At 66.4% G+C, this 20,968-nt stretch carries 20 protein-coding genes, 4 tRNA genes and 1 pseudogene; 19 read left to right on the top strand and 6 right to left on the bottom strand.

Translation table 11 applies throughout. The features are described from left to right. Nucleotides 1-109: 109 nt before the first annotated feature. The 10 genes from G6N53_RS16325 to G6N53_RS16280 all read left to right on the top strand — a co-directional run bounded on the left by G6N53_RS16325 (nucleotide 110) and on the right by G6N53_RS16280 (nucleotide 11,060). Entirely contained in the window at nucleotides 110-1,420 is a 1,311-nt protein-coding gene (locus G6N53_RS16325) for an extracellular solute-binding protein (RefSeq protein WP_163890069.1), read from the top strand. After that, nucleotides 1,417-2,349 carry a carbohydrate ABC transporter permease gene (locus tag G6N53_RS16320; RefSeq protein WP_163890067.1) on the top strand — a complete coding sequence of 311 codons (933 nt, stop codon included), beginning with the start codon at nucleotides 1,417-1,419 and terminating at the stop codon, nucleotides 2,347-2,349. The genes G6N53_RS16325 and G6N53_RS16320 overlap by 4 nt, the downstream gene beginning before the upstream one ends. Beyond that, entirely contained in the window at nucleotides 2,346-3,173 is an 828-nt protein-coding gene (locus G6N53_RS16315) for a carbohydrate ABC transporter permease (RefSeq protein WP_163890066.1), read from the top strand. Before G6N53_RS16320 ends, G6N53_RS16315 begins: the two co-directional genes overlap by 4 nt. Nucleotides 3,174-3,176: 3 nt before the next feature. Continuing rightward, a complete protein-coding gene (locus tag G6N53_RS16310; protein WP_163890063.1) occupies nucleotides 3,177-4,406 on the top strand; it encodes an ABC transporter ATP-binding protein in 1,230 nt (409 codons plus the stop codon). Between the two features lie 20 nt (nucleotides 4,407-4,426). Beyond that, complete coding sequence (locus G6N53_RS16305; RefSeq protein ID WP_163890061.1) at nucleotides 4,427-5,701, top strand: DUF4032 domain-containing protein; 1,275 nt, start codon at nucleotides 4,427-4,429, stop codon at nucleotides 5,699-5,701. A gap of 75 nt (nucleotides 5,702-5,776) precedes the next feature. Then, nucleotides 5,777-6,181, top strand: coding sequence for a TOBE domain-containing protein (locus G6N53_RS16300; RefSeq protein ID WP_163895958.1), 405 nt, complete (start codon nucleotides 5,777-5,779; stop codon nucleotides 6,179-6,181). Nucleotides 6,182-6,228: 47 nt separating this feature from the next. Further along, nucleotides 6,229-6,933, top strand: a complete 705-nt coding sequence (modA, locus tag G6N53_RS16295; RefSeq protein WP_371870889.1) for a molybdate ABC transporter substrate-binding protein — start codon at nucleotides 6,229-6,231, stop codon at nucleotides 6,931-6,933. Continuing rightward, entirely contained in the window at nucleotides 6,930-7,742 is an 813-nt protein-coding gene (locus G6N53_RS16290) for an ABC transporter permease (protein ID WP_163890057.1), read from the top strand. Before modA ends, G6N53_RS16290 begins: the two co-directional genes overlap by 4 nt. After that, the gene (locus G6N53_RS16285; RefSeq protein WP_163890055.1) at nucleotides 7,739-8,854 is read left to right on the top strand and encodes a sulfate/molybdate ABC transporter ATP-binding protein; all 1,116 of its coding nucleotides are present in this window, start codon (nucleotides 7,739-7,741) and stop codon (nucleotides 8,852-8,854) included. The genes G6N53_RS16290 and G6N53_RS16285 overlap by 4 nt, the downstream gene beginning before the upstream one ends. Nucleotides 8,855-8,933: 79 nt before the next feature. Then, nucleotides 8,934-11,060: an acyltransferase family protein gene (locus G6N53_RS16280; RefSeq protein WP_163895956.1), complete on the top strand. Its 2,127-nt coding sequence runs from the start codon at nucleotides 8,934-8,936 to the stop codon at nucleotides 11,058-11,060. A 13-nt stretch (nucleotides 11,061-11,073) separates the two neighbouring features. On the opposite strand, the gene G6N53_RS16275 is transcribed toward G6N53_RS16280, so the two are convergent. Further along, on the bottom strand, nucleotides 11,074-12,147 hold the full coding sequence (locus tag G6N53_RS16275; protein WP_163890053.1) for an alpha/beta hydrolase: 1,074 nt from the start codon (nucleotides 12,145-12,147) through the stop codon (nucleotides 11,074-11,076). Nucleotides 12,148-12,312: 165 nt separating this feature from the next. Between G6N53_RS16275 and G6N53_RS16270 the strand changes: the two genes are divergently transcribed. Together G6N53_RS16270 and G6N53_RS16265 are read left to right on the top strand one after the other, a co-directional pair. Beyond that, entirely contained in the window at nucleotides 12,313-12,684 is a 372-nt protein-coding gene (locus tag G6N53_RS16270) for a VOC family protein (protein ID WP_163890051.1), read from the top strand. 55 nt (nucleotides 12,685-12,739) lie between these two features. Next, entirely contained in the window at nucleotides 12,740-14,290 is a 1,551-nt protein-coding gene (locus G6N53_RS16265) for a fused MFS/spermidine synthase (RefSeq protein WP_237166537.1), read from the top strand. Between the two features lie 46 nt (nucleotides 14,291-14,336). Here G6N53_RS16265 and G6N53_RS16260 read toward each other — a convergent pair. After that, nucleotides 14,337-14,411 (bottom strand) — tRNA-Val (locus G6N53_RS16260). A gap of 191 nt (nucleotides 14,412-14,602) precedes the next feature. On the opposite strand from G6N53_RS16260, the gene G6N53_RS16255 reads away from it, so the two are divergent. From G6N53_RS16255 to G6N53_RS16230, 7 genes and pseudogenes are all read left to right on the top strand, one after another. Beyond that, nucleotides 14,603-15,010, top strand: a complete 408-nt coding sequence (locus G6N53_RS16255) for a DUF6636 domain-containing protein (RefSeq protein WP_163890048.1) — start codon at nucleotides 14,603-14,605, stop codon at nucleotides 15,008-15,010. 94 nt (nucleotides 15,011-15,104) lie between these two features. Next, nucleotides 15,105-15,177 (top strand) — tRNA-Gly (locus tag G6N53_RS16250). A 26-nt stretch (nucleotides 15,178-15,203) separates the two neighbouring features. Then, a tRNA-Cys gene (locus G6N53_RS16245) sits at nucleotides 15,204-15,274 on the top strand. Between the two features lie 14 nt (nucleotides 15,275-15,288). Further along, a tRNA-Val gene (locus G6N53_RS16240) sits at nucleotides 15,289-15,363 on the top strand. 76 nt (nucleotides 15,364-15,439) lie between these two features. Next, nucleotides 15,440-15,628: pseudogene (locus tag G6N53_RS30745) on the top strand (zinc finger domain-containing protein); the annotation flags it as partial. Between the two features lie 96 nt (nucleotides 15,629-15,724). After that, nucleotides 15,725-16,336: a hypothetical protein gene (locus tag G6N53_RS16235; RefSeq protein WP_163890046.1), complete on the top strand. Its 612-nt coding sequence runs from the start codon at nucleotides 15,725-15,727 to the stop codon at nucleotides 16,334-16,336. Beyond that, entirely contained in the window at nucleotides 16,333-16,551 is a 219-nt protein-coding gene (locus G6N53_RS16230; RefSeq protein WP_163890044.1) for a hypothetical protein, read from the top strand. The genes G6N53_RS16235 and G6N53_RS16230 overlap by 4 nt, the downstream gene beginning before the upstream one ends. A gap of 250 nt (nucleotides 16,552-16,801) precedes the next feature. Here G6N53_RS16230 and istB read toward each other — a convergent pair whose 3' ends face one another. The 4 genes from istB to G6N53_RS16210 form a co-directional block, all read right to left on the bottom strand. After that, on the bottom strand, nucleotides 16,802-17,617 hold the full coding sequence (istB, locus tag G6N53_RS16225; RefSeq protein WP_163890042.1) for an IS21-like element ISMyma9 family helper ATPase IstB: 816 nt from the start codon (nucleotides 17,615-17,617) through the stop codon (nucleotides 16,802-16,804). Further along, nucleotides 17,617-18,834, bottom strand: coding sequence for an IS21 family transposase (gene istA, locus G6N53_RS16220; protein ID WP_163895952.1), 1,218 nt, complete (start codon nucleotides 18,832-18,834; stop codon nucleotides 17,617-17,619). The genes istB and istA overlap by 1 nt, the downstream gene beginning before the upstream one ends. 275 nt (nucleotides 18,835-19,109) lie before the next feature. After that, a complete protein-coding gene (locus G6N53_RS16215; protein WP_163890040.1) occupies nucleotides 19,110-19,463 on the bottom strand; it encodes an Rv1352/Rv1906c domain-containing protein in 354 nt (117 codons plus the stop codon). A gap of 295 nt (nucleotides 19,464-19,758) precedes the next feature. Then, nucleotides 19,759-20,961 (bottom strand): ATP-binding protein, encoded by a 1,203-nt coding sequence (locus G6N53_RS16210; protein WP_163890038.1) that lies wholly within the window; start codon nucleotides 20,959-20,961, stop codon nucleotides 19,759-19,761. Nucleotides 20,962-20,968: the final 7 nt, after the last annotated feature.

Genomic DNA, 20,968 nt, shown 5'->3' with positions numbered 1-20,968 from the left:
CTGTCCCCTCAACGTTGTGAACTGTGACACACTCTTCGCGTACCGAATGTGCTGCCCTGGCCCTCATCCGGACTCGGGCGTCGTTGCAGGCTTCTTGGACGAGGACGTGATGAAGAGAATTCAGTTCGCCCGGGGGCGACGCCGCCGGGCAACCGCCCTGGCCAGCGCGCCTTTGGTGGCGGCAACACTGTTGTCCGGGTGCGGCAGTCAGGGAGGCCCGCCGACATTGACGTGGTACATCCTGCCCGACAACGGTGGCTCCGTGGCGCGAGCCCAGGAATGCGCGGACGCCTCAGGGGGCGCCTACCAGGTGAGTATCGAGTCGCTGCCCAGCACCGCCACCGCCCAGCGCGAGCAGATGGTTCGCCGCCTGGCCGCCGGTGATTCCTCCATTGATCTGGTGAGCATGGACGTGGTGTTCACCGCCGAATTCGCCAACGCCGGCTTCCTTCGTCCGTACACCGGTGAAGAGGCCAGCCGGCTCACCGCGGGAATGCTGCCCGCCCCCATCGAGACGGGTATGTGGAAGGACACGCTCTACGGGGCGCCCTACAAGTCCAACGCCCAACTGCTCTGGTACCGCAAGTCTGCCGCGGCGGCCGCCGGGGTCGATCCCGCCTCACCGACGTTCACGTGGGACGAGATGGTCAAAGCAGCTGTAGGCCAACAGAAGAAGGTCGCCGTTCAGGCGCAGCGCTACGAGGGTTACACGGTGTTGATCAACGCGCTGGTGCTCTCCGGCGGCGGTGCGCTGTTGGAGGACGTCGAGGCCGGCCGCGACGCCAAGCCCTCGCTGGCCAGCCCGGCCGGAGAGAAAGCCGCCGAGATCGTCGGCAACCTGGGACGGTCTCCCGCGGCTCCCGCCGACCTGTCGAATGCGTCGGAGGAACAGGCCCGAGCCAACTTCCAGTCCGAACAGGGCATGTTCATGGTCAACTGGCCCTACGTCCTGGCCGCGGCTCGCAGCGCGGCCGAGGAGGGCACGCTGCCACAAGAGGTGGTCGACGACATCGGCTGGACCCGGTACCCCAGGGTGTCTCCCGACCGCCCCAGCGCCCCGCCACTGGGCGGCGCAAACCTCGGTATCGGCGCGTTCACCGAGCACCCGGATCTGGCGCTGGCTCTGGTCGAATGCATCAACGCTGAGCCCAAGGCCACCCAGTACATGCTCGACGAGAGCGAGCCGTCGCCGTATGCGGCTTCGTACGACAACCCGGACATCCGCGCCGAGTACGCCAACGCCGACCTGATCCGCGAATCCATCGCCGAGGGCGGGCCCCGGCCCCAGACGCCGTTCTACACCGACATCTCGGGCGCAATTCAGAAAACGTGGCACCCGCCGGCCTCGGTGACGGCTGAAACACCGGAAAGGACAGACGAGTTCATGGCTGACGTGCTGGCGGGGAGGCGGCTGCTGTGACGGCCGTTCAGGATGCCCCGATCCAGAAGGATCCCGGCAAGGGCGCTGCCAGCGAGCGTGTCAAGGGTGAGCGCCGGCTCGGCTTCTACCTGACCCTTCCGTCGTATGTGGTGATGCTGCTGGTCACCGCGTATCCGCTGGGTTACGCACTGGTGTTGTCGCTGTACAACTTCCGCCTCACCGATCCTGGCGGCCGCAGCTTCGTCGGGTTGAGCAACTACCTGGTGATCCTCACCGACCCGCTGTGGTGGAACGACTTCGTCACCACGCTGGCCATCACGGTGGTCACGGTGGCCGTGGAACTCGTGCTCGGGTTCTGGTTCGCCTTCGTGATGCTGCGCATCGTCCGGGGCCGAGGACCGCTGCGCACGGCGATCCTCATCCCGTACGGCATCGTCACCGTCGTGTCGGCGTTCATCTGGCGCTACGCCTTCGCCATCGACTCCGGGTTCGTCAACCAGTGGTTGAACCTGTCGGAATTCGACTGGTTCGGCGACCGGTGGTCGGCCATCTTCGTCATCTGCCTCTCGGAGATCTGGAAGACCACACCGTTCATCTCGCTGCTGCTGCTGGCCGGCCTGGTGCAGGTCCCCGAGGACATGCAGGAGGCCGCCAAGGTCGACGGCGCCACCGCATGGCAGCGCCTGTGGAAGATCACGCTGCCGAACATGAAGGCCGCGATCATGGTGGCGCTGCTGTTCCGCACCCTGGACGCGTGGCGGATCTTCGACAACCCCTACGTGATGACCGCGGGCGCGAACAACACCGAGACGATCTCGTTCCTGGCCTACCGGCAGAACGTCACGTTGGTGAATCTCGGTATGGGGTCGGCCGTCTCGGTGCTGTTGTTCCTGTCGGTGGTGCTCATCGCCTGGATCTTCATCAAGATCTTCAAAACCGACCTCTCGCAAGTCAGGGGTGACCAGTGACCAAGAGCACCAAGTGGTGGACGATCGCAGGCATCGTCATCGTCATCTACAGCTTCGCGCCGATGCTGTGGATGATCAGCCTGGCCTTCAAGCCACCCTCGGACATCGTCTCGGGCAATCCGACCTTCCTGCCCAGCACATTCACCCTCGACAATTTCGCCCAGATCTTCAGCAACCCGCTGTTCACCAGGGCGCTGATCAACTCGATCGGCATCGCGGTCATCGCCACGCTCATCTCGGTCGTCATCGCGATGTTCGCGGCATATGCCATTGCGCGTCTGGACTTCCGGGGCAAGAAGGTGTTGCTGTCGCTGGCCCTGGGCATCGCGATGTTCCCGCAGGCAGCTCTGGTGGGCCCGCTGTTCGACATGTGGCGCGGACTCGGGATCTACGACACCTGGCTGGGTCTGATCATCCCGTATCTGACCTTCGCGCTGCCGCTGTCGATATGGACGATGTCGGCGTTCTTCCGCCAGATCCCCTGGGAGATGGAACATGCCGCGCAGGTGGACGGCGCCACCTCGTGGCAGGCCTTCCGCAAGGTGATCGTGCCGTTGGCGGCGCCGGGGGTGTTCACCACGGCGATCCTGACGTTCTTCTTCTGCTGGAACGACTTTCTGTTCGCCATCTCGCTGACATCGACCGACAGCGCCCGCACGGTGCCGGCGGCGTTGGCGTTCTTCCAGGGTGCGTCGTACTTCGAGTCGCCGGTGCCCTACATCATGGCCGCGTCGGTGATCGTCACGATCCCCGTCGTCATCTTGGTCCTCGTCTTCCAACGGCGCATCGTCGCCGGCCTGACTTCCGGAGCAGTGAAGGGATAACCCATGGCAGCAATCACGATGCGCAACATCGTCAAGAAGTACGACGACGGCTTCCCGGCCGTCAACGACGTCAGCCTCGACATCGCCGACGGCGAGTTCGTGATCCTCGTCGGGCCGTCCGGATGCGGGAAGTCCACGCTGCTGCGGATGATCGTGGGCCTGGAGGACATCACCTCCGGCGACATGCTGATCGGCGACACCCGTGTCAACGACAAGGCCCCACGCGACCGCAACCTGGCGATGGTGTTCCAGAACTACGCGCTCTACCCGCACCTGACGGTCTTCGAGAACATCGCGTTCCCACTCCGGCTGTCCGGCAAGCATTCCGACGACGAGATCCGCAAGCTGGTCACTGAAGCAGCCGACACCCTCGAACTCGGTGAGCACCTCGATCGAAAGCCGGCCAATCTGTCCGGCGGCCAGCGCCAGCGGGTGGCGATGGGACGGGCGATCGTCCGCCAGGCCGACGCGTTCCTCTTCGACGAGCCGTTGAGCAACCTCGATGCCAAACTGCGCGGCCAGATGCGCACCGAGATCCTGCGGCTGCAGCGCCGCCTCGGTGTCACAACGGTGTACGTCACCCACGACCAGACCGAGGCCATGACTCTCGGCGACCGGGTCGCGGTGCTGAAAAAGGGCATCATGCAACAGGTCGCCAGCCCGCGCGAACTCTACGACCAGCCGGTCAACCTCTTCGTCGCCGGCTTCATCGGTTCTCCCCCGATGAACTTCGTGCCCGCGAAGGTGGAGGGCAACGAGATCGAGTTGCCGTTCGCGAGGATCCCGCTGCGTGACGAGTGGCGCGGGGTCGTCGAGGACGGGAAGGTCTACATCGCCGGGATCCGTCCCGGCGCGTTCGAGGATGCCGAGTTCGTCGACACCGACAAGCGCTCGCGCGGAGTCACTTTTGATGTCGAGATCGACGTGACCGAATGGCTGGGCAACGAGCAGTACGCGTTCGTGCCCTTCGAGGCCACCGCGGAGATCTCCGGGCAGCTCGCCGAACTCGCCAGCGAGCTCGACAGCGAGCAACTGCGCACGCAGATCTGTGTGGAGTTGGACCCGCTGAGCCGGGTGCGTTCGGGCGACAAGGCCACTCTGTGGCTCGACGTCGAACGGCTGCACCTGTTCGACCCGCAGACCGGAGACAACCTCACCCGGGTCACCCCCGAGCGCTCACGCGAGGAGCCCGAGTCCGAGTCGCGCGGGCGGCACGCAGCCTCCAACGGCTGAGCTACGGAGCCTCAACTGCGATGGCGGCTCCCGAGCTGCGACTTCGGGCACCATGTCCGGGACTGCTCGCGCTGCCGTGGGACCGTCCTCTGGCGGATTGGAAGGCACCGGAGGTCCCACTGCGCGAGATCGCGGTGGGACCGAGCAGGCACCTGGTCAAGTTCGTCGACTCCGACGGCGAGTTGTGGGCGCTCAAGGAGCTCCCCCCGCGGATAGCGGCACGCGAGTACGACGTGTTGCGCCGCCTCGAGGAGATGTCCCTGAACTCCGTGCGGCCCGCGGGGCTGGTGTTCCAGCCGGACTTCGACACCGCGATCCTGCTGACCCGCTACCTGGTCGGATCATGGCAGTACCGGCGGCTGTTCATGCGGTTGCCCGCCGACGCACCCAAACACCGGGCTCGGTTGTTCGACGCCATGGCCACGCTGCTCGTCGAACTCCACCGCCACGGGGTTTTCTGGGGCGATTGTTCGCTGGCCAACACGCTGTTCTCCCGCGACGGCCAGGTGCTGCAGGCGTTCCTCGTCGACGCCGAGACCAGCGAGGTGCATCCCCGGCTGTCCGACGGGCAGCGCACGCACGACGTCGACATCACCGTGGAGAACGTCGCGGCCGGCCTGTTGGATGTGGCGGCAAAGCTCGAAAAGCCGGAGCTGGAACCGGGATTCATCAACGAAGCGCTCGACATCAGGACGCGCTATCAGCGGCTGTGGGAGCTGCTGCACTCCGAGCCGACCTTCGGTTTCGCCGACCGGTACCGGGTGGAGGGAACCATCCGCAAACTCAACGAGCTCGGTTTCGCCGTCGACGAGGTGTCGATGCAACCGGTCGCCGATGACCCGACCGGGGCCGCCGACCAGGTCCGGCTGCACGTGGCGGTCGGCGACCGCCGCTACCACGCCACGCAGCTGCAGCGGCTGACCGGTCTCGACGTCGGCGAAGGGCAGGCGCGCATCCTTCTCGGTGATCTGCAGGCCTACCAGAGCCAGCTCTGCCGCGAGGCCGGTCACGACGTGGACCAACGCACCGCCGGGCAGTTGTGGGTGATGGAGGTGGCCACGCCGACCATGCACCGCGCGCATGCGGCGGTCGGCGGTACCGGGACGCCGATCCAGGCGTATTGCGACCTGCTGGAGGTGCGCTGGTTGCTCTCCGAGCAGGCCGGCCGCGACGTGGGTACCGAACGCGCCCTGCAGGCCCTGACCCGCAACGTGGTGCCGTCGGAGTCGGCCGCGCAGCTGATGGTGGTCGAGACCCCGACCGAGCCGTTCTCGGTGCTGGACGACGACGATTAGACCCGAGCTCGGAAGTTCCGCGGATACGGATAGAATGACTCATTCTGTACGTGTTTACGGAAGGAACGCGCGATGGTGCCGGCAATCCGGATCAAGGAGGCCGCTGCGCTGCTCGGGGTCAGCGACGACACTGTGCGGCGCTGGATCGACTCCGGCGACCTGACCGCGCAGAAAGACGAAGCCGGCCGCAAGGTGATCGCCGGCGACGTGCTGGCCGGGTTCGCCCGCGAGCACGCGTCACCGCTCCCCGACCTCCTCGGCGTCGGCAGCTCCGCGCGCAACCGATTCGTGGGCCTGGTCACGAAGGTGACCGCGGACCGGGTGATGGCCGAAGTGCAGATGCAGTGCGGTCCGTTCACCGTCGTGTCCCTGATGAGCTCCGAGTCGGCAACCCAGCTCGGCCTCGAGCCCGGCGTCGTCGCGGAGGCGGTTGTCAAAGCGACCACGGTGATCATCGAGACACCGGCGGGCGGATCGTGAGGGTTGTCGTCGGGGTGGCCGCGGCGCTGTGCGCAGCGGCCACCGGAGTGGGTTGCTCGTCGTCGCCGAGCGGAACCTCCGACGAGATCGTCGTCTTCGCCGCGGCGTCATTGAAATCCCCGTTCACCGAGCTGGGCAGTCGATTCGAAACCGAGAACCCCGCGACGACGGTGACGTTCAACTTCGCCGGTTCCTCCGACCTCGTCGCACAGCTCGTCCAGGGCGCTCCTGCGGACGTGTTCGCCTCCGCCGACACCGACAACATGACCAAGGCGGTCGATGCGGGCCTGGTGGAAGGCGATCCCGCGGCCTTCGCCGCCAACACGCTGACCATCGTCACACCGCCCGGGAACCCCTCCGGTATAAGCACTTTCGCTGATCTGGCCAGGCCGGGAACACAGCTGGTGGTATGCGCGCCACAGGTGCCGTGTGGGGCGGCGGCCGAGAGGGCCGAGGATGCCACGGGGGTGACCCTGTCGCCGGTGAGTGAGGAATCCTCCGTCACCGACGTGTTGGGCAAGATCACCTCCGGCCAGGCGGACGCGGGACTGGTGTATGTCACCGACGCCGCCGGTGCCGGCGAGATGGTGACCTCGGTCCCGTTCCCCGAGTCCGCGAACGCGGTGAACCACTATCCGATCGCGCTGCTCACCGGATCGTCCCGCCCGCAAGCGGCGCAGGACTTCATCGACCTGGTGACCGGCCCGCACGGTCGGGAGGTCCTGGGAGCGGCGGGATTCGCCGTACCGTGAGCACGGCCCGCCAGACAGACGGCCTGGTCCAGGTCGGACTCCCGGCCTGGATCTATGCGCCCGCGCTGGCCGGCGCGTTGTTCGTGATCACGCCGTTGGTCGCCATTCTGCTCACGATCGACTGGGAGCACTTCATCCCGTTGATCACGTCCGAATCCTCTAGGGCCGCACTGATTCTGAGCTTGAAGACGGCGACAGCGAGCACCGTGCTGTGTGTACTCGTCGGAGTTCCGATGGCGCTTGTGTTGGCCCGTGGCCGATTCCGCGGCCAGTCGGTACTGCGCGCCCTGGTGCTGCTGCCGCTGGTGCTGCCGCCGGTGGTCGGCGGCATCGCCCTGCTGTACACCTTCGGCCGGCAGGGCCTGATCGGGCAGCACCTGGAAGTCCTCGGCATCCAGATCGCCTTCTCCACCACCGCGGTGGTGCTGGCCCAGTCCTTCGTGTCGCTGCCTTTCCTGGTCGTCAGCCTGGAAGGGGCGCTGCGCTCGGCAGGTTCGGGCTACGACAACATCGCCGCCACGCTGGGGGCCCGCCCCACCACGGTGTTGCGCACTGTGACGCTGCCGCTGGTGCTCCCCGGGCTGGCGTCGGGCGCAGTACTGGCATTCGCCCGCTCACTCGGTGAATTCGGGGCGACGCTGACATTCGCCGGCTCACTGCAGGGCGTCACCCGGACGCTGCCTCTCGAGATCTACCTGCAACGCGAGACCGACGCCGACGCTGCCGTCGCGCTGTCGCTGCTGCTGATCGCGGTGGCCGCAATCATCGTCCTCGCGTCGGCCGGTCGCCGGCTGACGGGGTCGCTGTGAGCGGCGTGCACGTCCGGGCCGGCCTGCAGCAGCGGGGCGTCGATTTCGACCTGGTGCTCGATGACGGTGAGGTGCTCGCGGTGTTGGGCCCCAACGGTGTCGGCAAGTCCACCCTGCTGCTGATGATCGCCGGCCTGCTGCGGCCCGATCGGGGTCGGATCGAACTCGACGGCACCGTGGTGACCGACACCAGCACCGGGACCTTCGTGCCCGCCCACTCCCGCGGGGTCACCATGCTCTCGCAACAAGCGATGCTGTTCCCGCACATGAGCGTCGCCGCCAACGTCGGTTATCCGCTGCGCTGCCGTGGTGCGTCCCGTTCGGCCACAAGGCGTGCGGTGCAGCACTGGCTGGAGGCCGTCGACGCCGTCGATCTGGCCGGCCGGCGGCCCGCGCAGCTGTCGGGAGGTCAGGCGCAACGTGTCGCGGTGGCCCGCGCCCTGGCGGCCGACCCGCGACTGCTCCTGCTCGACGAACCGATGGCGGCCCTCGACGTCACCGCGGCTCCGGCGTTGCGGCGGCTACTGCGCGAGGTCCTGCGCGACGGCCGCCGCACCGCAATCATCGTCACCCACGACCTGCTCGACGCCCTCGCCATCGCCGACAAAGTCGCCGTCGTCGAGGACGGACGGGTGGTCGAGGCCGGACCGGTCCGCAGGGTGTTGTCCGCACCCCGCAGCGACTTCGGCGCCCGCATCGCAGGCATCAACCTGATCCCCGGCGTGATGTCCCGGTCGGGCGCGCTGCGCACCGCCTGGGGCACCGACATCTCCGGAAGCGGCACCGTCACCCCGGGCACCGCGGCCATCGCGCTGTTCCGGCCGAGCGCGGTGGCGGTGCACCTTTCCCTGCCGCACGGCAGCCCCCGCAACGCCCTTGCGGTGACGATCGCCGAACTCGACGTCCATGGCACGACCGTCCGGGTTCGCGGTGCCGATCAGCCCGACGGCGGCACCGGGTTGGCCGCGGACGTCACCGCGGCATCGGCCGCCGACCTGGACCTTCAGCCAGGTCAGACGGTGTACTTCGTGGTGAAAACCCAGGAGGTGGGGCTGCACCCCGCGTTGCCGGCAGATGCGGCCGAGGCGGCATCAGCCGCCCCCTCTGGGTAAATTACTGACCACGTGAGCCGGGTGTGTCCAGGCCATAGTCATGTAGTCCCTGGTCAGTGAGGCGGTGAGCGTGTCCGGCATGGTGCGCGAAGCGGTGGCGTCCCCCGTGACGGCCGCCCCGCAGCCGGCGACGCCTGCCGGTGGCCGCCGCGACGATCTCGACGGGCTCCGGGGTCTGGCGATCGCGCTGGTGGCGGTGTTCCACGTCTGGTTCGGGCGGGTATCCGGCGGTGTCGACGTCTTTCTGGTGTTGTCCGGGTATTTCTTCGGGGGCATGGTGCTGCGCAGCGCGCTGGCGCCCGGGTCGTCGTTGTCGCCGGTGCCGCATATCCGCCGCCTGGCCCGACGCCTGCTTCCCGCGCTCGTCGTCGTCCTCGGTGTGTCGGCTGTGCTGACGGTTGTCCTACAGCCGGAGACTCGCTGGGAGGCCTTCGCCGACCAGAGCCTGGCCAGCCTCGGGTACTACCAGAACTGGTATCTGGCGATCTCGTCCTCGGACTATCTGCGCGCGGGTGAGGCCATCAGCCCGCTGCAGCACATCTGGTCGATGTCGGTGCAAGGGCAGTTCTACATCGCTGTGCTGGCGCTGACGCTGCTGCTCAGCTACGCGTTGCGACCGATGCTCGGTGCACGCCTCAAACCCGTGCTGGCAGTTCTCCTGGGCGCCCTGACCGTAGCGTCGTTCGTCTTCGCCATCATCATCGGTTCCGAGAACCAGGCCGCGGCCTACTACAACAGCTTCGCCCGGGCATGGGAACTGCTGGTCGGGGTGCTCGCCGCGATGTTCCTGTCACAGCTGAGGCTGCCGTTGTGGGCGCGCACGGCGGCAGCGACGGCCGGGATCGCGGCGATCCTGTCCTGCGGCGCGTTGATCGACGGAGCCCAACAGTTCCCCGGTCCGTGGGCGCTGGTTCCGGTCGGAGCGACGCTGTTGGTGATCGCCGCGGGTTCGGCTCGCACCGGGGCGCCGGTACTGCCGTTGCGGATACTGTCCGCGCGTCCGTTCCTGATGCTGGGCGCAGTCGCGTACTCGTTGTACCTCTGGCATTGGCCGGTGCTGATCTTCTGGCTGGTGCACACCGGCAGAAACGGTGTGGGGTTCCTCGAAGGGCTTGCCGTGCTGGGCGTTTCCGCTCTGCTGGCGTATCTGACCACCCAGTTCGTCGAGAATCCGCTCCGCTATCCACGCTCGCAGACCGCAACGCCGGATCTGGCGACGCCACTGTGGGGTCGGCTGCTGCGGCCGACGCTGGCCCTCGGGTCGGCGGTGGCCCTGGTGGCGGTGGCCCTGACGGTGACCTCGTTCGGCTGGCGGGAACACGTCGTCCTGCAGCGGGCGAACGGACACGAACTCGCGAACCTGCCGGTGCGGGACTATCCGGGAGCGCGGGCTCTGATCGACGGGGTGAGGGTTCCCGATCTGCCGATGCGGCCCACCGCGCTGGAAGCCGACGACGACGTGCCGGCAAGCACGACCGACGGATGCATCAGCGACTTCCTCAACCCCGCAATCGTCAACTGCATCTACGGCGACCCGGACGCCACCCGCACCATCGCGCTGGCCGGCGGCTCGCACGCCGAGCACTGGATCACCGCCCTGGACCTGCTGGGAGTCCGGCACCATTTCCGGGTGGTCACCTATCTGAAGATGGGATGTGCGCTGACCACGGAGCTGGCGCCGACGATCGCCATCTCCGACAAGCCGTATCCGCAGTGCCACCACTGGAGCAAGAAGGCGACGGCCAAGCTGATCGCCGACCGGCCCGACTTCGTGTTCACGACCACAACGCGGCCCAACCTCGACGGCCCGGGCGATGTGGTTCCCGAGGGCTACCTGGGTATCTGGGACATGCTCTCTGCCAATGGAATCCGCATTCTCGGCATCCGGGACACCCCGTGGCTGATCCGCAACGGCAGGCTCCGCGACCCGGCCGATTGCCTGTCGCGCGGCGGCACCGCCGTCAGCTGCGGTGTGCCGCGCTCTGCCGGTCTGGCCGAGGTCAACCCGACCCTGGCGCTGACCGCGCAGTATCCGCTGCTACATCCTCTCGATCTCAGCGATGCGGTGTGCAACGCCGAACAGTGCCGGGTCGTCGAGGGAAACATCCTGGTGTATCACGACGCCCACCACCTGTCCGCCACCTATATGCGCACCCTGGCCGACGAGCTCGGTCGCCAGATGGCCGTGGCGACCGGGTGGTGGTGACGGCGGCGCTCGGTCAGCTGCCGAGGTGCGTGGCCAGGAAGTCGCGCAGCGCGTCGAAAGTCGGAGCGGGTTCGGTGCCACTGGTCGTGATGCCGCCGGTGGTGTGCTGGACCACCCGGCCCGGTGAGTAGTCCCGGTCGAACAGATGGGCATCGGTGTGCCCGACCCCGGGCAGCTGCACCAAGGTCGCGGTCGCCCCGGCACCGGCGTAGGCCTCGAACAGGATCTCGGACTGATTGGCGGGCACCAACGGGTCCGCGGCGCCGTGGGTGATGAACGCCGGCGGGCTGTCGACGCGCACATAGGTTGCGGGGTTGGCCTTCTCGACCGCGAGCGGATCGGACTGAATGGGGAAGCCCATCAACACAGACTCAGGCGAATCCGCGGCGTCGTGGACCTGCCCGTCGGGCGTTCGGTGGGCGTCCATCTGGAGAAAGTCGGTCGGGCCGAACAGATCGATCACCGCGCTGACCGCGCTCGACTGCTCCGGATAACCGAGGTCACCCTCGAGTTCGGCGACCCCCGAGGTCAGTGCAGCCATCGTCGCCACCCATCCCCCGCTGCTGTTGCCCATTGTGGCGAAGCGGTCGGGGTCCAGGCCGAATTCGGCGGCGTGGGCCCGCAGAAATCTGATCGCCGCCTTGACGTCGTGCACCTGCGCGGGGAAATTCGCCTGGCTACTGCTGCGCACGTTCAAGCCGACGACCGCGTATCCCTGCGGCGCCCACTCGACCGCCAGCTGCGGTGCGTCGATCATGCCTCTCGCCCGGGTGTCCGCGATGCCGTCAGCGTCGTCGGGGACGGCGGTTCCTTTGACGTCGTCGTTCTCGAAGGCCGATCCCATCTGGAAGATCACCACGGGCACCGCAGATGCGGCCTCCAACGGCACGTACACATCCAGCAGGTGGGCCCGTCCGACCGGGGTGGCGTACTCGACATCCGTGAACACCCGGTAGTACTCGGTGAACTGCGGCTCCCGCCCTGCCGATCGGGCAGGCAACCGATCCGCGCACGCCACCGCGCCCAAGCCGGCCAGTGCGATCAGACCGCCGCGCAGGAACTCGCGCCTGTTCGACGTTCCGGTCATGGGCCCTCCTCATCTCGGCAGACCAAGGTCTCGCAGCCCAGCCGGTTCTGCTGCCGACGACCGGCCCATGCTAATTGCGGTTCGGGTTCGGGAGGCACCGGAGAGCAGGAGCTTGCGCGCGCCGAGGGCTGTTTCGCGGTCCGCATTCCCGGCAATGTGGAGGTCATGATCGGAACGTTGCGCACCGTTGTCGTCGACTGCACCGACCCCAGGGGGCTCGCCGAGTTCTGGGTCGAGGTGATAGGCGGCAGCGTGACCGCCGAGGACGAAACCTGGGTGACGCTCGACGATCCGGCCGGTCACCGACTGGCGTTTCAGCTCTCACCCGACCACGAGCCGCCGACGTTCCCGGACCCGCGCGGCTCTCAACAGTTTCATCTCGACATCGAGGTCGACGACGTCGATCAGGCCGAACGCGACGTGCTTGCGCTGGGTGCGACCCGGGTGGCCGGCGCCGAGGGCGAGGAAGACTTCCGGGTGTTCCGCGACCCCGCCGGACACACGTTCTGCCTGGTGTTCAACGTCCCGGACAGCTGAGCGTTCCAGCTGCCACCTGTCGAGGCGCCGCGGTCCCCTTGGCAGGATTGAGCACGTGACAGAACCGCCGCCGTCGCCTTTCGAGGAGCAGGTCCCGGCACCGCCCGCTGCGGCCCCGGTGATCATCATGGGGCCCCGTACCGCGGCGGTGCTGGTGTTCGCGTCGTCGGCGGCGGTGCTGGTCGTCGAGATCGCCGCGCTGCGACTGCTGGCTCCTTACCTCGGCCTCACGCTCGAGACGAGCACCCTGGTGATCGGCATCGCGCTGGCCGCGATCGCCCTCGGTTCATGGGCCGGCGGACGGTTCGCCGACAGTGTCGATCCGCGCCGGCTCATCGCGCCGGCACTGGGTGTCTCGGGGGTCGTCGTGGCGCTCAGCCCGGCGCTGGTGCGGATGGCGGCAGAGTGGGCACCGCCGCTGCTCATCCTGGTTGCCTCCCTGGCCATTCTGGCGCCGGGCGCCTTGCTTTCGGCGGTCACGCCGGTGGTGACAAAAATCCGGCTGTCCAACCTCGCCGAGACCGGGACGGTTGTCGGCAAGCTGTCGGGAGTGGGCACGGTGGGCGCCATCGCCGGCACCGTGATCACCGGATTCGTGTTGATCTCGCGCCTGCCGGTCAGCGCCATCCTGGTGGGCCTGGGAGTCCTGCTGGTGACCGGTGCCGCCGCAGTCGAGTGGCGGACGAAGGGGTGGGTCCGGTCCCGAGCCGCCGCGTTGGTCGTTGCGTTGCTGATCGGCGCGCTCGCCAGCACCGTCGCACCGGGGGGCTGCGACGCCGAAACCAAGTACCACTGCGCCCAGGTCGTCGCCGACCCGGACCGGGACAGCGGACGCATCCTGATGCTCGACGGGCTACGCCACTCCTACGTCGACACCGCCGATCCCACCGTCTTGGAGTTCGACTACGTCCGCGCCATCGCCGCGGCGGTCGAGGCGACATTCCCGGATCGGGGACCGCTCGCGGCGTACCACATCGGCGGCGGCGGACTCACCTTTCCTCGCTACCTCGCCAGTGTCCGGCCCGGAACCCACAGCCTGGTCTCGGAGATCGACGGCGGAGTGGTCAGGCTCGACCGCGACGAATTCGGCGACTTGGCGGGCACCGGGATCAACATCCGCGTCGAAGACGGCCGACGCGGCCTCGAGCGACTCGATTCCGGCAGCCGAGACCTGATCGTCGGCGACGCGTTCGGTGGCGTCAGTGTGCCCTGGCATCTGACCACGATGGAGGCGTTGACCGAGGTACGGCGGGTGCTCACCCACCGCGGTCTTTACGTGGCCAACCTGATCGATCACGCCGAACTGGGGTTCGTCCGCGCCGAAGTTGCTACTGCGACAGAGGTATTCGACCATGTCGCGGTGCTGGGCGAACCCGCCGATCTGAGCGCGGACCCGACTTCGGCGCGCGGCGGCAACTTCGTGGTGGTAGCCGCCGACCGAGCAATCGACCTGCAGGCCATCATGGACGCGCTCGACGCGCAGGCCATCGGGTGGACGACGGTCGCCGGTGTCGAGATGCACGACTGGATCGGATCGACGCAGGTTCTGACCGATGACCACGCCCCCGTCGATCAGCTACTCGAGCCGTTCGGGGCTGGGCGGTGAATTACGGTTCGCCGACAGAAATCGACCATCGGGCTGCGGCGACCGGTGGTGGTCCCGGCTGGTATCGAACCAGCGACCTTCCGCGTGTGAGGCGGACGCTCTCCCACTGAGCTACGAGACCGGAACTCGAACGAATCGAACGAGGCAGAAGACTAACACGCAGTGCCCTCGAACCCGGAATCCGTCGGGTGGCAATCTCCGGCAACACCGCGCCTATCAGGCATTTCACCGGTAGTGTCCGAGAAGCGGGCGCACTACGGCAAGCGTCGCAACTCAATTCGGACTCAGTCCTTCTGGCAGGAGCAACGACCGATGAAACCACTGGTGCTCGCCGCAGCGACGGCAGCCGCATTGTTCAGCGCCCCAGCCGCGTCGGCCGAGGTCGTGGGGTTCACCTCCCCGAGCGGCAACATCGGCTGCATCATGGCCGAGGACCTGCTCCGCTGTGACATCGCCACCCGGGACTGGTCGCCTCCTCCACGCCCGGCCGACTGCCCGGACTTCACCGACTACGGGCAGGGCATCTCCCTCGGCCCCTATGGCCCCGCCAGTTTCGTCTGTGCCGGGGACACCGCGCTGGGCAGTGGCCCTGCCCTGGAATACGGCCAGTTCCAGGCCGGGGGCGGCATGAGCTGCAACAGCGAACCGTCGGGCATGCGGTGCTCGAATTCCGACGGCCACGGATTCACGTTGTCGCAGCAGGCCTACACGCTGTTCTGACCGCCAACGCGCGGGAGAGCAAGGGATTTGTGTACCCCTGACCGGGTGGACTATCGTTCTGCTTCGCGACGGGCGACGATCTCGCCCGTGGCGCGCGGATGTAGCGCAGTTGGTAGCGCATCACCTTGCCAAGGTGAGGGTCGCGGGTTCGAATCCCGTCATCCGCTCGAAGGTGCAGTGGCATCAACCCAGCGGTGGAGTGGCCGAGTGGTGAGGCAACGGCCTGCAAAGCCGTGCACACGGGTTCGATTCCCGTCTCCACCTCCGAGTATGTACCGGCGCGATTAGCTCAGCGGGAGAGCGCTTCCCTGACACGGAAGAGGTCACTGGTTCAATCCCAGTATCGCGCACCATTGTTTGGCGAGGTCAGGCCCGGTTTTCACCGGGCCTTCGTCGTCTCTGCGCAACAAACGCGCAATAGAGGCCCCGGTGCAGGACGCAACCGCAGAGGGGAATCAAATAACGCAAGCCACCGAACCTCACCCCGCCCTCAACCACCGCTGCCCGTTCTGTCACGCCGACCCCGGCCAGCCCTGCCGAAGCCACCGGGGCCGCGGGCACGCGCTGGACCATCCGCACTCGCGGCGCATTCGGATGGTGCATCCACTTCCGGAGACTCCGCGTCAACAGGCTCTCTGCTGCACGTGCGGACAACTTCGCACCGTCAGCAAGAACTATTCCCTCGGTCCGACTGACGAGAACAGGGGCGGCGGCTTGTTCTCCGACCCGCGAGGCTGGTTCCACACCGGCACGCTCAAGTGCTCGCACTGCGGCACCAGAACCCGACACGCGCTCATAGAGCACGAAGAGGATTACCTGCGCGACTTTGCCGAGGAATACCAGCGTTACGCCCTCGGCGGCCAATGGAACGGCCAGTATCCGCCAGACCGCGAGCGGCTCCGCGAAGAGTACTTCGCGCAGTTCCCGCGCAACCCCTTCGTGACTCACAAGTGGTGGAAGTCGGCCGAGGACCAAGCACGCGCAGCCGGCCAAAAGCAGTTCCCGGCGATGTGCGGCGAGATGGTCCCGCTGCCCGACTCACCTCGCCCAGGCGCGACTCCGAGCGAGGGCGTGGCGCCCACGCAGATGACCGACCCGGAGCAAACCCAACATGAGAACCTCGACGTCGAGACCGGCTTGTGGTGGACCGAAGACGGGTGGTGCATCAACTGCCTGCGAGTGCGCCACGACTGGCTACTCAAAGAGAACCGAACCCAACTGCTCACCCAGCTACTCGAGGTGTCCAGTGCCGTCGACCAGATGACCGCGGCCGACGTCACCGCGCTACGCGAACACCTCGACCGAATCATGCGGGTGGCCCGATGAGCACCGCAGATGAAGCGGAACTCTGGCGGCTACGCAGCGTCCTCGCGGACCAGCTCGACGCCTACCCCGTCGAGACGTGGCCCGAACCCCTTGTCGCGGCGGTCGTCGGCGTTCTCGGCCGATATGCGGCGGGCATGCTTCAGGACCGCCCACTGGCGCCGGTACTGAAATTGGTGCGCCCGAGTCCTCCTCCTGGCGAGTTGGCCTCGACGTAATCAGGGCTCGCATTTGAAATGGGACCCTTTGCTCCGCTCGGCCCGTCACCCAGTCCCCTCGGGTAGCGGGCCGAGCCCAACTCGCCGAGATCGACGACAGTCGTCGATCTCCCTCTATAGCGTCAACCCATGAGCCTGGGAGAGAAGTACTACGAGACCGGCGACATTTGCAGCGCGTGCAAAGAGCCGATCAGTTTGTCGGCTCCGGTCGAATCCTGAGCAGCCTGCTCCGGTCGAAAAGTGAGCAGGTTTACGGGGTTGAGTCTGCCTGACGATCGACTTCTACGGAGGGCAGTGACTCGATCGGGGTGTGTTTGATGCGGTAGCTGGCGCCTTTGAGGGCGATGACATCGGCGTGGTGGACGATCCGGTCGATCATTGCCGAGGCGATGGTGGCTTCACCAAAGACCTGTCCCCACCTCGAAAACGGCAGGTTAGAGGTCAGGATGATCGAGGATTTCTCGTATCGCGTCGAGACCAGTTGGAAGAACAGGTTGGCGGCCTCGGTGTCGAATGGGATGTAGCCGACCTCGTCGATGACGATGAGTCCGTATCGGGAGATCTTGCGCAGTTCGGCGTCGAGGCGGTCGATGCGATGCGCTTCGGCAAGGCGGGTGATCCAGCCGGTGGCCGGGGCGAAAGCGACCCGATGTCCAGCGTGTGCCGCAGCGATCGCCAGGGCAGTCGCCAGGTGGGTTTTGCCGGTGCCCGGCGGGCCCAGCAGGACGATGTTGCGGGCTTCGGCCAGCCAGCCTCCGCCCTCCAGTCGAGCGATCTGCGCGCGGTCCACAGCGGGTTGGGCGGTGAAGTCGAAATCAGTGATCGTCTTGATCGCCGGGAAACCCGCGTATCGGATCCTCTGTCGGGCACCGGATTCAGCACGGGCATTGGACTCCACCGCCAGCACTGCCCCGAGATAGTCCTCGAGTGACCAGTTCGACGCACGGCCTTGCTCGGCGAGTCGGTGATAGTGCGTGGCGATCCGTGGGGCCTTCAATAGCCGGGCCTGATGAGCGATCAGTTTGTCGGCCTCACCTGGAGCTGGGGTGCGTTTCGTGGTGGCCATCAGGCGACCTCCCCGGTTCCGAAGATCGCGTCGTAGGCACTCAGATCGGCGACTTCGACGCTGACATCCAGATGAGCGCCGGCAGCCGGGCGGGTGCGGAACTGCTCGCGTAGCACCGCCGCAGCGGCCACATGTTCCGGCTCAGATACTAATCCTGCTGTTCCCCAGAGTCGTTCATGATCAGCGACCACGCGATCACCGCACAGTGCGATGATTCGGTCCAGACTGGCCCGCACGGTGATCATCCGGCCGATCACCTCCGGATGCACCGAGTAGGCGTTGCCGCCGAGGCTGACGTAGTAGTCGCGGCCCAGCCGCGTGGTCACCGTCGTGCCGGTCACCGGGGCCACTGGCGGCAGGCCGGCCATCGCTACCCGGTCCGCGACCAGTGCATCCGCGGGGATCATCCGGGTGCCCGCGTGGATGCGCCGGTTGGCATACGAGCTCAGCCAGTCGTGCAGCTGAGCGTTGAAATCCTCTGGCGAGGCGAAGGTGCGCCCGGGCAGAAACGAGGTATCCAAATAGCCGTTGGCCCGCTCCACCACCCCCTTGGTTTCGGGGTCATAGGGTCGGGCCTGAATCAGCCGGGTGCCCAGCACCCCACAGAACCCGGCCACCCCTTGAGCTAGGCGGCGGCGTTGACCGATCCCGGACTCGTTGTCCCACAACAGGCTCCGCGGCACACCGCCGATATCGCGGGCGATGAGCTGCCACATCCCGGCCAGCAGATCCCCGGTGACCCGCGACGGAATCATCATCGCGGCGATGAACCGCGAGTGGGCAGCGACCATCACGAGCACCGGAAACGACCGCAACACACCGGCGTGATCGGGAACCAGCTGGCCGGGGAACCACAGGTCGCACTGGACCTGCTCGCCGGCCAGATGGACCAACCGATCGCACGGATCGGGCGGCGCGTACTCGGGGCGGATCCTGGTCACGTTCTCGGCGAACCAGGAATGCCCACCAATCCAGCCGACCCTCTCGGCGATCACCGTCGCCGGCATCGTCGGAAAGTCGGTGAGCAGTGCACGCACCGCCGGTTCGATCTGTGCCCAGGCCGAGGTCTGCACCGGCGCTCGCTCATAGCGCGGTGGTACATCCGCCTGCAGCGCTTTGGCCACGGTGTTTCGCGACAAGGACAGCCGCCGCGCGATCGCAGCCTGCGACAGCTTCTCCGACCGATACAGCCGGCGAATCTCCGCCCAATCCTCCACAGTGATCACTCTCCAATCGAAAGGTGAAGTGCTCACTTTTCAACCGGAACTACCTGCTCACTTTTCGACCGGAACTGACACAGTTTTCAATCGCAGATCAGCCCACGGGGCCGGGAGCTCACCCGCGAGGGGCCGTTCTGCTGGAACGAAGAATGCTCCAGGTACCGCAAGCCCGCCTAGGGCCGCTAGGGCCGCGCCTCACCTGATGTCCACCGGCCATGCCCCATCCGCCCCGGCCGCCCTCACGGGGTGGTCGGGGGCCCGTTCTCGTCCCGCTACGAGACCCGCTCCCACGGTCGGCACCCCATCGTCGTGAACCATTCGCCGCTCCTCAACTCCACCGTCGCCCGCCGTCCGGGCTCCACCTGGCCGCGGTCGAGCTCGTTACTCCGCGACACCTGCGGGCTGCTGCGCTTGATCCAGAGACACATCCCATTGGAGCGGTGCTCGCCAACTGTCTCCCATGTGCCGGCAGACACCTCGCAGCCGAAGCATCCAACCTCGTAGGTGCCGTCCTCGACAATCGGGTCAGGATCGGCGCGCGGTATGAACGCCGCTACGCACGCCCCGACGACCAAGAAAGGCGCCGCGATCAGCGCGGCTTTCCTCCAGCGAGATCGTTCCCCCATCGTGCAGAGGGTACGGGCTCGAGGACACCCACCACGTGTCCTTCCGCACCTTCCGCACCCAATAAGCAAGGGCCTCACGACTGGTCCGGGCGCACTTGCATCGCCCTGTTTCGGCACCATGGGCGTGCCACAACCGCCTCAGGGATCGATCGCGTCAGCGAACACCCATCGAGCAGGGACTTGCCACTTGCCGCCGGTGCATGTGCCGCCGTCACCAGATCCACGACCCGAGAAACAACGGGGACGGCCTTGGAAATGCTGCTCAGCCACGGTGTTCCCGCCGTTGCCGGTTGGCCTACTTGCCCAGTGCGTCGACGCGTCTCCGCAGGTACTCCGCGAACTTCGGCGCGGTGTACTCGTACTGCCCCTTCTGAATTCGATAAAGCACGCCCTGTTCAGTCAGACGGCCCATCAGAACATTGATGTTTGCGTCACTCTTCGAGCTAATGCCCCGAAGATCTGAGGTTTTTAATGGCGGGTACGAGCATCTCGCGGATTGCATGAGCAAGTCCTGCTCGGCTGGGGTTAGGGTCTCAACCCTACCCACATAGAACTCCTCGTCTAAGCGCTCATAGATTCCATCCTCAATGGCGGCGAGCATGTCAGTGGTGAACCGGTTGGTTCTGGCGGCGGCCGCCGCCTCCCATAACTCCGCACCCCATAGCTGGATAAAGAACGGATATCCCTCGACTTCTTCGAGCACCCGCGAGATAAGTGCCTCATCTGCCGAGATTACGGTGCCGTCCAATGGCACCACGAACGCATCGCGAGCGGGTCCGGGATTACCATCGAGAGCCCCGATATGTTCACCTTTGAACATTCGTTCTGAGTAGGTCCGTGCCCGCTGAAGGTTCGCTCGCAGCGTAGGCAGGCCGCAGAGCACCAACGAGATCGGCAACCCGGCCTCTTGAATGACGTTGACGGTCGCTACGAGCATCGAAAGTGGATGTTCGCCGTCGCGGTCTTTGTCATCTCTGACTACTTGAGCCTCATCCAACAGTAGGGCGAAACCTTCATGACCTGTCTTCACGGCGGCTTCAACTGTCTTGAATAGAACCTGTGCGAGCTCGGTTTCGGCACTGCTTGCGCCAGCGAGGCTGAAAGTGACGTCCTCAACCGTCACATTCAGAAGCCCCCTGCTCGCGGTCCATGCGTCGGTCACTTTGGCGCGCAAGGCCCGAGTTCGCGACATCTTCCGTTCGGTTGCGGACGCAACCGCCACGATTAGATCGCGCAACTCACTTTCAGTGTTGTGCCGAGGCTCCAGCTGTCGTCGAGCCACCGCCCAGTTCTGGCCCTGCGCGGTGGTTTCCAACTCCTTCAGTAGCACCGACTTGCCGACACCCCGCAGCCCCGTGAGACGGAGATTGGCTGGAAGTTCGGGAGCGCCGCCGAGGATTTTCTTGAATCTGTTGATTTGGTGATCACGTCCAGCGAGGTGCAGTGGTGCGGTTGCCGCACCAGGCCTGTAAGGGTTCTTCCCCGGCAGTTCAGACATAACAGCA

The organism is Mycolicibacterium hippocampi (assembly GCF_010723735.1).
Taxonomy (GTDB): domain Bacteria; phylum Actinomycetota; class Actinomycetes; order Mycobacteriales; family Mycobacteriaceae; genus Mycobacterium; species Mycobacterium hippocampi.
Note: the sequence above shows the minus strand (reverse complement) of the source record. Positions and strands in the feature narration are given on the sequence as shown.